General features: G+C 73.5%; 9 protein-coding genes and 1 riboswitch. Of the genes, 8 read left to right on the plus strand and 1 reads right to left on the minus strand.

Annotated features, from left to right (window positions below):
- Positions 1-81: 81 nt before the first annotated feature.
- A riboswitch (cobalamin riboswitch) is annotated at positions 82-222 on the plus strand.
- Between the two features lie 107 nt (positions 223-329).
- The 7 genes from ACWEBX_RS25485 to cobI are packed head-to-tail and all read left to right on the plus strand — an operon-like array spanning position 330 to position 11,303.
- Positions 330-1,301 (plus strand): cobalamin biosynthesis protein, encoded by a 972-nt coding sequence (locus ACWEBX_RS25485; protein ID WP_451887139.1) that lies wholly within the window; start codon positions 330-332, stop codon positions 1,299-1,301.
- On the plus strand, positions 1,298-2,884 hold the full coding sequence (locus ACWEBX_RS25490) for a cobyric acid synthase (RefSeq protein WP_451887140.1): 1,587 nt from the start codon (positions 1,298-1,300) through the stop codon (positions 2,882-2,884). Before ACWEBX_RS25485 ends, ACWEBX_RS25490 begins: the two co-directional genes overlap by 4 nt.
- A complete protein-coding gene (cobN, locus tag ACWEBX_RS25495) occupies positions 2,881-6,537 on the plus strand; it encodes a cobaltochelatase subunit CobN (protein WP_451887141.1) in 3,657 nt (1,218 codons plus the stop codon). The genes ACWEBX_RS25490 and cobN overlap by 4 nt, the downstream gene beginning before the upstream one ends.
- On the plus strand, positions 6,534-8,588 hold the full coding sequence (locus ACWEBX_RS25500; RefSeq protein ID WP_451887142.1) for a putative cobaltochelatase: 2,055 nt from the start codon (positions 6,534-6,536) through the stop codon (positions 8,586-8,588). The genes cobN and ACWEBX_RS25500 overlap by 4 nt, the downstream gene beginning before the upstream one ends.
- The gene (gene cobO, locus ACWEBX_RS25505) at positions 8,588-9,187 is read left to right on the plus strand and encodes a cob(I)yrinic acid a,c-diamide adenosyltransferase (protein ID WP_451887143.1); all 600 of its coding nucleotides are present in this window, start codon (positions 8,588-8,590) and stop codon (positions 9,185-9,187) included. The genes ACWEBX_RS25500 and cobO overlap by 1 nt, the downstream gene beginning before the upstream one ends.
- Positions 9,181-10,557, plus strand: a complete 1,377-nt coding sequence (locus ACWEBX_RS25510; RefSeq protein ID WP_451887144.1) for a cobyrinate a,c-diamide synthase — start codon at positions 9,181-9,183, stop codon at positions 10,555-10,557. Before cobO ends, ACWEBX_RS25510 begins: the two co-directional genes overlap by 7 nt.
- Positions 10,554-11,303, plus strand: a complete 750-nt coding sequence (cobI, locus tag ACWEBX_RS25515; protein ID WP_451887145.1) for a precorrin-2 C(20)-methyltransferase — start codon at positions 10,554-10,556, stop codon at positions 11,301-11,303. Before ACWEBX_RS25510 ends, cobI begins: the two co-directional genes overlap by 4 nt.
- 74 nt (positions 11,304-11,377) lie before the next feature.
- Here cobI and ACWEBX_RS25520 read toward each other — a convergent pair whose 3' ends face one another.
- On the minus strand, positions 11,378-12,106 hold the full coding sequence (locus tag ACWEBX_RS25520) for a ZIP family metal transporter (RefSeq protein ID WP_451887146.1): 729 nt from the start codon (positions 12,104-12,106) through the stop codon (positions 11,378-11,380).
- Between the two features lie 134 nt (positions 12,107-12,240).
- On the opposite strand from ACWEBX_RS25520, the gene cobM reads away from it, so the two are divergent.
- Positions 12,241-13,086, plus strand: a complete 846-nt coding sequence (gene cobM, locus ACWEBX_RS25525; RefSeq protein ID WP_451887147.1) for a precorrin-4 C(11)-methyltransferase — start codon at positions 12,241-12,243, stop codon at positions 13,084-13,086.
- The last annotated feature ends 1 nt before the right edge of the window (position 13,087 follow it).

The following is a 13,087-nucleotide window of genomic DNA, read 5'->3' on the forward strand; positions in this document are numbered from 1 at the left end:
GGGACGGATCACCGTCCCGCACCCCACGCGTATGTGGGCCTGCGCACACTGTCCCTCCGCAGGTCAACAGCCAGTTGACGGCCGTTCTCACCCCGTGGTGGACTGCCGGAGCCAAGTACGGCGGCATGAGAGGAAGCCGGTGCGAATCCGGCGCGGTCCCGCCACTGTCATCGGGGAAGAAACTCCCCGGGAGCCAGGAACTCTCACCGCCGGTCTCGTCGAACCAGGGCGTGGACACCCTGAGTGAGGACATATCGCCATGCGCGGCTGCCCGTTGCCCGTTTCGCTGAGTACGAGGGTTCCGCTCCACCCCACGGCCGGCTGACCCCGTGCGTGCCGATCGCGTCTTCGCGTACGGCGCCGCCGCCGGCCTTCTCGGCGACCTGCTGCTCGGCGATCCCCGCCGAGGGCATCCGGTCGCCGCTTTCGGGCGGGCCGCCGCGACCGTCGAACGGACACTGTGGCGGGACCACCGCGGGTGGGGCGCGCTGCACACCGCCGTCTGCGTCGGCGGCGCCACCGGACTGGCCGCGCTCGCGAGCCGTACCGTACGCCGCTCGACTACCGCCTCCGTGGCGCTGACCGCCGCCGCCACCTGGGCCGTCGTCGGGGGAACCTCCCTCGGCCGCGAGGCACGGGCGATCGGCGGCGCGCTCGCGGCCGGTGACCTCGACGTGGCCCGGGAACGGCTGCCACATCTGTGCGGACGCGACCCGCAGGCGCTGGACGCCGACGGCGTCGCGCGCGCGGTCGTCGAGTCCGTCGCCGAGAACACCTCCGACGCCGTCGTGGGCGCTCTGGTCTGGGGCGCCGTCGGCGGTGTGCCCGGACTCGTCGCCTTCCGCGCGGTGAACACGCTCGACGCCATGGTCGGACACAGGTCCCCCCGCCACCGGCGCTACGGCTGGGCCTCCGCCCGGCTCGACGACCTGGCCGGCTGGCCGGGAGCCCGGCTGACCGCCGTCCTCGCGGCCGTGGCCGGACCCGATCCGCGCGGTGCCCTGCGGGCCTGGCGCACGGACGCCCGCAAGCATCCGAGCCCCAACGCCGGGCCCGTGGAGGCCTCGTTCGCGGGCGCGCTCGGGGTGCGGCTCGGCGGCACCCTCTCCTACGGCGGACGGGTCGAGCACCGGCCCGTGCTCAACGGCCCGGGGCGTGCCGTCCACGTCCACGACATCGAACGGGCCGTACGGCTCTCCCGGCGCGTCGGCTGGCTCGCGCTCGGCGTGAGCGCCGCCGGCCGGATTCTGCTCACCGGAGCCGGACGGGTTCCGTCCACCAGGAAGGGGCGCACCGCATGAGCGGCGGGCTGCTGATCGCCGGGACCACCTCCGACGCGGGCAAGAGCGTCGTGACCGCCGGGATCTGCCGGTGGCTGGCGCGCCAGGGCGTCAAGGTCGCGCCCTTCAAGGCGCAGAACATGTCCCTGAACTCGTTCGTGACGCGCGAGGGCGCCGAGATCGGGCGGGCGCAGGCCATGCAGGCGCAGGCCGCCCGCGTGGAGCCGACCGCGCTGATGAATCCCGTGCTGCTCAAGCCGGGCAGCGACCGCAGCAGCCAGGTCGTCCTGATGGGAAAGCCGGTGGGCGAGATGAGCGCCCGCGGGTTCTTCGGGACCACCGGGTCCGGGACGACCGGGTCCGTGACGGACCCCTCGTCAGGTGCCGGGCCGACCGGGGAACGGCTGCGCGGGGGGCGCCAGGAAGCACTCCTCGCCACCGTCCTCGACTGTCTGGCGCAGTTGCGGGGCACGTATGACGCGGTGATCTGTGAAGGGGCCGGCAGCCCGGCCGAGATCAATCTGCGGCGCACCGACATCGTGAACATGGGGGTGGCGCGGAACGCGGGGCTCCCCGTGCTCGTCGTCGGCGACATCGACCGGGGCGGCGTGTTCGCCTCGTTCTTCGGGACGGTCGCCCTGCTGTCGCCCGAGGACCAGGCGCTCGTCGCCGGGTTCCTCGTCAACAAGTTCCGCGGTGACGTGAGTCTGCTGGAGCCCGGCCTCGACATGCTGCACGGCCTCACCGGGCGGCGCTCGTACGGCGTCCTGCCGTTCCAGCACGGTCTGGGCATCGACGAGGAGGACGGACTGCGGGTCTCGCTGCGCGGGGCCGTCCGCGAGTCGGCGGTCTCCTCCCCCGTCGGCGAGGACATCCTGCGGGTCGCCGTCTGCGCGATCCCGCTGATGTCCAACTTCACCGACGTGGACGCGCTGGCCGCCGAACCGGGTGTCGTCGTGCGGTTCGTGGACCGGGCCGAGGAGCTCGCCGACGCGGACCTGGTCGTCGTCCCCGGAACCCGGGGCACGGTCAACGCGCTCCGCTGGCTGCGCGAGCGCGGCCTCGCGGACGCCATCACGCGCCGGGCCACCGAGGGGCGGCCCGTCCTCGGCGTCTGCGGCGGCTTCCAGCTTCTCGGCGAGCACATCGAGGACGAGGTCGAGTCCCGCGCCGGCCGGGTCGAGGGGCTCGGACTCCTCCCCGTACGCGTGCGGTTCGCGCGGGAGAAGACGCTGGCACGTCCGGTCGGCGAGGCCCTCGGCGAGCATGTCGAGGGGTACGAGATCCATCACGGCGTCGCCGAGGTCACCGGGGGCACCCCCTTCCTGGACGGCTGCCGGGTCGGCTCCGTCTGGGGCACGCACTGGCACGGCTCCCTGGAGTCGGACGGTTTCCGGCGGGCCTTCCTGCGCGAGGTGGCCGCCGCCGCGGGCCGCCGCTTCGTGCCGGCCCCCGACACGTCGTTCGCGGCGCTGCGCGAGGAGCAGCTCGACCGGCTCGGCGACCTGATCGAGGAACACGCGGACACGGACGCGCTGTGGCGGCTCATCGAGTCCGGCGCTCCGCAAGGACTGCCCTTCATTCCACCGGGAGCACCCGCATGAGCACAGTGTTGTTGTTGTTGTCGACCGCCGACACGGATCTGCTGGCGGCCCGCGCCAGTGGCGCCTCCTTCCGGATCGGCAACCCGACCCGGGTGGACGTCACCGGCGAACTCCCCGCGCTCGTCGAGGGCGCGGACCTGGCCGTCGTGCGCCTGCTCGGCGGCAAGCGGGCCTGGGAGGACGGGCTGGCCTTCCTGAAGGCGTCCGGGATCCCGACCGTGCTGCTGGGCGGCGAGTCCGTCCCGGACGCGGAGCTGATGGCCGAGTCGTCGGTGCCCGCGGGCGTCGTCGCGGAGGCGCTGCGCTATCTCGTCGAGGGCGGTCCGGCCAACCTCGGCGAGCTGGCCCGGTTCCTCTCCGACACCGTGCTGCTGACGGGCGAGGGCTTCGAGGAGCCGCACAGGACCGCCGAGTTCGGCGTCCACGGCGAGCGCGCGTTCGTCGAGGGCCGGCCGACGGTCGGCGTGCTGTTCTACCGGGCGCACGAACTGTCCGGGAACACCGCCTTCGTGGACACGCTGTGCGAGGCGATCGAGGCGCGCGGCGCCAACGCCCTTGCCGTGTACTGCGGTTCGCTGCGCGGAGCCGACCCGGGCCTGTACGAGATCCTCGGCCGGGCCGACGCGCTCGTGGCCACCGTCCTCGCGGCGGGCGGCACCCACGCCTCGCAGGCGTCCGCGGGCGGCGACGAGGAGGCCTGGGACATCGGGGCGCTCGCCGAACTCGACATCCCGGTGCTCCAGGGCCTCTGCCTGACCTCGTCGAAGAGCGCCTGGGACGCCTCGGACGCGGCCCTGTCCCCCATGGACGCGGCGATGCAGGTCGCGATCCCGGAGTTCGACGGCCGTCTGATCACCGTGCCGTTCTCGTTCAAGGAGCAGGGTCCCGACGACGTCCCGGTGTACGTCGCCGATCCCGAGCGGGCCGCGCGGGTCGCCGGAATCGCCCTGCGGCACGCGCAGTTGAAGCACAAGCCGAACAACGAGAAGAAGCTCGGGATCGTCTTCACCGCCTACCCGACCAAGCACTCACGGGTCGGCAACGCGGTCGGCCTCGACACTCCCGCCTCCGCGGTCCGGGTCCTCGACGCGCTCCGGGACGCCGGCTACGCCCTCACCGAATACCCCGACAACGGCGACGAGTTGATCCACCGGCTGATCGCCGCCGGCGGTCACGACGTGGAGTGGCTGACCGAGGAGCAGCTCGCCGCCGCCCCCGCGCGGGTGCCGCTCGCCGACTACCGGGCCTGGTTCGACACGCTCGACCCGGCGCTGCGCGAAGGCATGCTGGAGGCCTGGGGCGAACCCCCGGGCTCCCTGTACGTCGACGGCGACGACATCGTCCTCGCCTGCCTGGAGTTCGGGAACGTCGTCGTGATGATCCAGCCGCCGCGCGGCTTCGGCGAGAACCCGATCGCGATCTACCACGACCCCGACATGCCGCCGTCGCACCACTACATGGCCGCCTACCGCTGGCTGGAGAACAGTTTCGGGGCGGACGCGGTCGTGCACATGGGCAAGCACGGCACGATGGAGTGGCTGCCGGGCAAGGGGCTCGGGCTCAGCGGCGGCTGCGCGCCCGACGCCGTCCTCGGCGAACTCCCCCTCGTCTACCCGTTCATCGTCAACGACCCCGGTGAGGGCACGCAGGCCAAGCGCCGCGGGCACGCCACCGTGGTCGACCACCTCGTGCCGCCGATGGCCCGCGCCGACACCTACGGCGACCTCGCGAAGCTGGAACAGCTCCTCGACGAGTACGCGCTGGTCTCCGACCTGGACCCGACGAAGGCCCCGGCGGTCCGGGCGCAGATCTGGACGCTCGTGAAGGCCGCCGAGCTGCATCACGATCTGCACGTCGACGACCAGCCGGACGACGGCGACTTCGACGCGTTCGTGATGCACATCGACGGCTATCTGTGCGAGATCAAGGACGTGCAGATCCGCGACGGTCTGCACATCCTGGGCGGCGGTCCGGAGGCCGAGCCGCGGGTGAACCTCGTGCTGGCCGTGCTGCGCGCCTCGCAGGTGTGGGGTGGCACGGCGAACGCGCTGCCCGGTCTGCGCGCCGCCCTCGCCGAGCATTTCGGCCTGGTGGAGAAGGAGTTGCTCGCCGAACCGGGCGCGCCGGTCAAGGCGCCCGTCGAGCTGACGGACCTCGTGGAGGGTCCGGCCCGTACGGCGGCCGACGCGATCGACCTGCTGGAGCAGCTCTGCCGCCGGGCGGCGCTCGGCATGGAGGAGCGGGGCTGGGACCCGGCCGCCGTGCCCGCGCTCGTGCGGGACGTCCTCGGCACCGAACTCCCCGACGCCGTCGCGGTGCTGGAGTTCGCCTGCCGCGAGGTCGTACCGCGGCTGGCCCGCACGACGGACGAGATCGGACACATCCTCAAGGCCCTGAACGGCGGTTACATCCCGGCGGGACCGTCGGGCTCACCGACCCGCGGGCTCGTCAACGTCCTGCCGACCGGCCGCAACTTCTACTCGGTCGACCCCAAGGCGATTCCCTCCAGGCTCAGTTGGGAGGTCGGCCAGTCCCTCGCGGACTCGCTCGTGCAGCGCTATCTCCAGGACACCGGCGACTACCCGACATCGGTCGGGCTGACGGTGTGGGGCACGTCGGCCATGCGCACCCAGGGCGACGACATCGCGGAGATCCTCGCGCTGCTCGGCTGCCGCCCTGTCTGGGACGACGCCTCGCGGCGGGTCACCGGCTTCGAGATCGTCCCGCTCGACGAGCTCGGCCGCCCGCGCATCGACGTCACGGTCCGTATCTCCGGCTTCTTCCGGGACGCGTTCCCGCACGTGGTCGGGCTCCTGGACGACGCCGTACGGGCGGTCGCCGAGCTGGACGAGCCCGTCGACCGGAACTTCGTGCGCAAGCACGCCGACGAGGACACCGCCGAGCACGGCGACCGGCGGCGCGCGACCGCCCGTATCTTCGGCTCCAAGCCGGGCGCGTACGGCGCCGGGCTGCTGCCGCTGATCGACGCCCGCAACTGGCGCTCGGACGCCGACCTCGCCGAGGTGTACGCCGTCTGGGGCGGCTACGCCTACGGACGCGGGCTCGACGGGCGGGCCGCACGCGGGGACATGGAGACGGCTTTCCGGCGGATCGCGGTGGCGGCGAAGAACGTCGACACCCGTGAGCACGACCTCGTCGACGCCGACGACTACTTCCAGTACCACGGCGGCATGGTCGCGATGGTCCGCCACCTCACCGGGGCCTCCCCCGAGGCGTACGTCGGCGACTCGGCCGTCCCCGACCAGGTCAGGACCCGCACGCTGGGCGAGGAGACGCACCGGGTCTTCCGGGCCCGGGTGGTCAACCCGCGCTGGATGGCCGCGATGCGCCGGCACGGCTACAAGGGCGCCTTCGAGATGGCGGCGACCGTGGACTACCTGTTCGGCTACGACGCCACGGCCGGGGTCGTGGACGACTGGATGTACGAGAAGCTCAGCGCGGAGTACGTCTTCGACGCGGAGAACCGGGACTTCATGAAGAAGTCCAACCCCTGGGCGCTGCGCGGGATCACCGAACGGCTGCTGGAGGCCGCCGACCGGGGGCTGTGGGCCGAGCCGGACGCGGACACGCTGGAGCGGCTGCGCGCCACCTATCTGGAGCTCGAAGGCGACTTGGAGGGCGACGACCAGTGAGTACCCCGTTTCCGTTCACGGCGGTGGTCGGCCAGGACGACCTGCGGCTCGCGCTGCTGCTGAACGCCGTGTCGCCCGCCGTGGGCGGTGTGCTGGTGCGCGGCGAGAAGGGCACCGCCAAGTCGACCGCGGTACGCGCCCTTTCGGCGTTGCTGCCGGAGGTGGCGGTCGTGCCCGGCTGCCGGTTCTCCTGCGATCCGGCCGCCGCCGACCCCGCGTGCCCGGACGGCCCGCACGAGGCGCGCGAGGCGGGGACCGGCGCGCAACGCCCAGCCCGGATGGTCGAGTTGCCCGTCGGTGCCTCCGAGGACCGGCTGGTCGGCGCCCTGGACATCGAACGGGCGCTCGCGGAGGGCGTGAAGGCCTTCGAGCCGGGGCTGCTGGCCGACGCCCACCGCGGGATCCTGTACGTCGACGAGGTCAACCTTCTCCACGACCATCTGGTCGACCTGCTGCTGGACGCGGCCGCGATGGGCGCCTCGTACGTGGAACGCGAGGGTGTCTCCGTACGGCATGCCGCGCGGTTCCTGCTCGTCGGGACCATGAACCCCGAAGAGGGCGAGCTGCGGCCGCAGTTGCTCGACCGGTTCGGGCTGACCGTCGAGGTGGCCGCCTCGCGCGAGCCCGATCAGCGGGTCGAGGTCGTGCGGCGCAGGCTCGCCCACGACGACGACCCGGCCGGTTTCGCCGCGCGCTGGGCCGACGAGGAGGCCGCCGTGCGGGCGCGGATCGTGGCGGCCCGCGCGCTGCTGCCCTCCGTGCGTCTCGGGGACGGGCCGCTGCGGCAGATCGCGGCGACCTGCGCCGCCTTCGAGGTGGACGGCATGCGCGCCGACATCGTGATGGCCAGGACCGCGACCGCGCTCGCCGCGTGGGCGGGACGGACCGAGGTGATCGCCGAGGACGTACGGCAGGCGGCGCTGCTCGCGCTGCCGCACCGGCGGCGCCGCAACCCCTTCGACGCGCCCGGCCTCGACGAGGACAAGCTCGACGAGACGCTGGAGGAGTTCGGCGGCTCGGACGAGGACTCCTCCGGCGAGGGTCCCTCCGAAGACGACCCGGACCCGGACCCGGATCCGGACGGGCCGGGCGGGGGCGGGCAGCCTCCTCAGGACGGTCCGGACGACGGTTCCCCCGCCGGTGACGTCCCGGCTCAGGGCGAGCCCTCGGACGACGGGAAGGCACCGGCCGGGCAGGGCGGCGAGCAGTCGCCCGTACGGGCCGCCGAGCCCTTTCGCACGAAGACGCTGAGCGTGCCGGGGCTCGGCGAGGGCGCGGTCGGGCGGCGCTCGCGGGCGCGGACCGAGCACGGCCGCACGACCGGGGCGCGGCGGCCCCGGGGAACGCTCACCAAGCTGCACCTGGCGGCGACCGTCCAGGCGGCGGCCCCGCATCAGCGGGCGCGCGGGCGGTCGGGCCGCGGTCTGGTCGTACGGCGGGACGATCTGCGGCAGGCGACGCGGGAGGGCCGCGAGGGCAACCTCGTGCTGTTCGTCGTGGACGCCTCCGGGTCGATGGCGGCGCGGCAGCGGATGGGCGCGGTCAAGGGCGCGGTGCTGTCGCTGCTGCTCGACGCCTACCAGCGGCGGGACAAGGTGGGCCTGGTGACCTTCCGCGGGTCGGCCGCGGAGCTCGCGCTGCCGCCGACGTCCTCGGTGGAAGCGGCCGCGGCCCGGCTGGAGTCGCTGCCGACGGGCGGCCGCACTCCGCTCGCGGCCGGGCTGCTGAGGGCCCACGAGGTGCTGCGGGTGGAACGGCTGCGGGACCCGGCACGCCGGGCACTCGTCGTGGTGGTGACGGACGGACGCGCCACGGGCGGGCCGGAGCCGGTGGCGCTGGCCGGGCGCGCGGCACGGCTGTTCGCGGCCGAACAGGTCGCCTCGGTGGTCGTGGACTGCGAGAGCGGACCGGTCAGGCTCGCTCTCGCGGGCCGGCTCGCGGGCGAACTGGGCGGAACCGCGGTGACGTTGGACGAGCTGCGGGCCGATTCCATCGCCGGTCTCGTCCGGGATGTACAGGGTGCGCAGGGGACTTCGAGGAGGGCCGCGTAGTGCCGCAGGGACAGCCGAGTGCCGTACCGGACGACGGCCTGACGACCCGTCAGCGTCGTAACCGGCCGCTGGTCGTCGTGCACACGGGGATCGGCAAGGGCAAGTCGACGGCCGCGTTCGGGCTCGCGCTGCGCGCCTGGAACCAGGGGTGGCCCATCGGGGTGTTCCAGTTCGTCAAGTCGGCGAAGTGGAAGGTCGGCGAGGAGAACGCGCTGCGCGTGCTCGGGGCCTCCGGCGAGGGCGGGACCGTCGACTGGCACAAGATGGGCGAGGGCTGGTCCTGGGTCCAGCGCGACGCGCAGATGGACAACGAGGAGAAGGCCCGCGAGGGCTGGGAGCAGGTCAAGCGCGACCTGGCCGCCGAGACGTACACGCTGTACGTGCTCGACGAGTTCGCGTACCCGATGCACTGGGGATGGATCGACACCGACGAGGTCGTGGCGGTGCTGCGGGACCGTCCCGGCACCCAGCACGTCGTGATCACCGGGCGCAACGCCCCGGAGAAGCTGGTCGAGCTGGCCGATCTCGTGACCGACATGTCCAAGGTCAAGCATCCGATGGACGCCGGCCAGAAGGGCCAGAGGGGCATCGAGTGGTGACGTCCGTTCCCCGGCTGGTGGTCGCCGCGCCCTCCTCGGGCAGCGGCAAGACCACCGTCGCCACGGGGCTGATGGCGGCCTTCGCCGCGCGGGGGCTCGCCGTGTCCCCGCACAAGGTGGGGCCCGACTACATCGACCCCGGCTATCACGCGCTCGCCACGGGACGCGTGGGACGCAATCTCGACGCGTATCTGTGCGGCACCGAGCTGATCGGCCCGCTGTTCGCCCACGGGGCGCGCGGCTGTGATCTCGCGGTCGTCGAGGGCGTGATGGGGCTGTACGACGGGGCCGCGGGCGAGGGAGAGCTCGCGTCCACGGCGCAGGTCGCGAAGCTCCTGCGGGCGCCGGTGGTGCTGGTCGTGGACGCGTCCTCGCAGGCGCGGTCCGTGGCCGCGCTGGTGCACGGGTTCGCCTCCTGGGACCCCGAGGTGCGGATCGGGGGCGTCATCCTCAACAAGGTGGGGTCCGACCGGCACGAGGCCATGCTCCGGGAGGCGCTGGACGCGTCCGGGGTGCCGGTGCTGGGCGTGCTGCGGCGGGCGCCACAGGTGGACACGCCGTCGCGGCACCTCGGTCTCGTACCGGTCGCCGAGCGGCGGGCGGAGGCCGTCGCGGCCGTCGCGGCGATGGCGGCTCAGGTCGCCGAAGGGTGCGACCTGGCCGCGCTGACCGCGCTGGCGCGCGGTGCCGGTACGGTGCCGGGCGCGGCCTGGGACGCCGCCGAGGCCGTCGAGTCGCCCACCCACGAGCACTCGGCCGGTCGGCGGGCGCCCGTGGTGGCGGTCGCCGGCGGGGAGGCGTTCACCTTCTCCTATGCCGAGCACACCGAGCTTCTCGCCTCGGCCGGTGCCGAGGTCGTCCCCTTCGATCCGCTCCGCGACGAGCACCTGCCGGACGGGACCCGGGGTCTGGTCATCGGCGGCGGCTTCCCCGAGGTGTACGCGGCCGAACTGTCCGCCAACGAACCGCTGCGCAAGGCGGTCGCGGCCCTCGCGGAGTCGGGCGCCCCCGTGGCCGCCGAGTGCGCAGGGCTGCTCTATCTGTGCCGGGAACTGGACGGACGGCCGATGTGCGGGGTGCTCGACGCGACCGCCCGGATGAGTGAGCGGCTCACCCTCGGCTACCGGGACGCCGTGGCCCTCGGCGACAGCGTGCTCGCCGCGGCCGGCACCCGGATGCGCGGTCACGAGTTCCACCGCACGGTCGTGGAGCCCGGCGCCGGGGCGGCTCCCGCCTGGGGGGTGCGCGCCCCCGAGCGGCGCGTCGAAGGTTTCGTGCAGCGAGGCGTGCACGCGAGTTATCTCCACACGCACTGGGCGTCCGAGCCCGGTGTGGCCCGTAGGTTCGTCGAGAGGTGCCTGACGTCATGAGCAGCAAGCTGATCGGGGTCGGGGTCGGCCCCGGCGACCCGGAGCTGGTGACCGTCAAGGGCGTCAACGCCCTGCGCGCCGCGGACGTGGTCGTCGTACCCGTGATGGCAGCGTCGAACGGGGAGGACGGTGGCGAGCGGGGGCGGGCCGAGGCAACCGTGCTGCACTACGTGCCCGTCGAGAAGGTCGTCCGGGTGGTGTTCGCGCTCAACGAGCGGAGCGACCGGGGGCGGCGCGAGGCCGCCTGGGACGCCGCGGGCGAGCGGGTCGCGGGACTCCTCGGCCGGCACGGCACGGTCGCCTTCGCCACCATCGGCGACCCGAACGTGTACTCGACGTTCACCTATCTCGCCCACACGATCGGGGAGCTCGTGCCGGGCACGGTCGTGGAGACCGTGCCCGGCATCACCGCCATGCAGGACCTCGCCGCGCGGTCGGGGGCCGTTCTCACCGAGGGGACCGAGCCGCTCACGCTCGTCCCGGTGACCGCGGGCGCGGCCGTGCTCAAGGACGCGCTGAACGGGCCCGGCACGGTGGTCGCCTACAAGTTCGGGCGGCAGGCCGCCGAGGTGGCCGAGGCGCTGCGGGACAGCGGGCGGATCGACGACGCCGTCTGGGGGTCGGCCCTCGGCCTTGAGGACGAGTCGATCCGCCCCGCGGCCGAGCTCGACGGCGACCCGCTGCCATACCTCTCGACGCTCATCGCGCCCGCGCGCCGCGACGGGACCCGCGGCGGAAAGCTGTGACCCGCACCCACCCCGCACGCTCGGCGGCCCCCGCGCCCGCGGGGCTGCCGCCGCACCCGGCGGACCGTGCGGGCTCAGCCCGCGAGGCCCACCACCAGCCAGATGAAGGCCACGCCCGCGAAGGTGAACAGCAGGGTCGAGCGGGCGGGATGCTCGTGATGTGCCTCCGGGAGGATCTCGGCGGCGGCGAGGTAGAGGAGTACACCGCCGAAGAGTCCGAGGTAGCCGCCGAGCAGCCGCTCCGGGATGGTGAAGAAGAGCGTCGAGGCGGCGCCGATCATCGGGGCCGCCGCGTCCGCGTACAGCATGAACAGCGCCTTGCGGCGGGCGTTCCCGTACAGGCTCGTGATCGTGTACGTGTTGAAGCCGTCCGCGAAGTCATGGGCGATCACCGCGAGGGACACCGCCAGCCCCATCCCCCCGCCGACCTGGAAGGCGGCGCCGATCGCGACGCCGTCCATCGCGCTGTGGCCGACCATGGCGGCGGCCGCCGTGAGGCCCACCTCGGGGGCGCGTCCCCCGTTCTCCGCGCCCCCGTGCGCGGCCTGGCGGTGGGCGAGGAGCCGTTCGACCATATGGGCCAGCAGGAAGCCGCCCACGAAGAGGAGCAGCGCGGCCGGTACACCGAACACCTCGGTGCCCGCCGCGGCCAGTGCCTCCGGCAGCAGATCGAGGCCGACCACGCCGAGCATCAGGCCACCGGCCAGGCCGAGCACCAGATGACGGCGGTCGGTCACCCGCTGCGCGGTCCAGCCGCCGACCAGCGTCATCAGGAACGCGCCGAGCGCGACGAGAACCGCCATACGCCCTTGCTATCCGATACACCCCCGTGCGCGCACATCGGGCGGCGGCCCCGGGCCCGCCGAAGCGCTCACGGCACCCCTGATGTGCAGCACCCCTGATGTCTCGTAGGACTCGTAGGAGAGGACCGATTCCCATGGCCGATGCCCCCACCGGCAAAGTGACCTTCGTCGGTGCCGGCCCCGGCGCCGCCGACCTGCTGACCTTCCGCGCCGCGCGCGCCATCGCCGAGGCCGATGTCGTGATCTGGGCGGCCAGCCTGGTGCAGGCCGAGGTCCTCGGCCACGCGCGCGAGGGCGCCGAGATCCTCGACTCGGCGACGATGTCGCTGGAGGACGTCGTCGCCGTCTACGAGCGGGCCCGTGCCGAGGGCCTGCGGGTGGCGCGGATCCACTCCGGCGACCCGGCCCTGTGGGGCGGCACGCAGGAGCAGGTCGACCGGTGCGCCGAGCTCGGTGTCGAGACCGAGATCGTGCCGGGCGTCTCGTCCTTCTCCGCGGTGGCCGCGATCGCGCAGCGCGAGCTGACGATCCCCGAGGTCGCCCAGTCCGTGATCCTCACCCGGCTCGGCGGCGGCAAGACGCCGATGCCTCCCGGCGAGGACGTACGGGAGTTCGCGAGGCACGGCACGACGATGGCGCTGTTCCTGTCGGCGGCGCGCAGCGGACAGCTCGTGCGCGAGCTGCTGGAGGGCGGCTATCCGACGACCACACCCGTCGTGGTCGCCTACCAGGCGACCTGGCCGGAGGAGCTGATCGTGAAGTGCACGATCGGCACGCTGGAGGAGACCGTCAAGGAGCACAAGCTCTGGAAGCACACGCTCTTCCTGGTCGGCCCGGCCCTCGACGCGAGCGGCACCCGATCGCACCTCTACCACCCCGGTCATTTCCACGGCTTCCGCAAGGCCGACCCGCAGGCGCGCGCCGAGCTGCGCGCCGCCCGCCGCAGCGGTGCGGGCAGTGCGCAGGGCCCCGCGTCGTGAG

Source organism: Streptomyces sp. NPDC005070 (genome assembly GCF_053600395.1).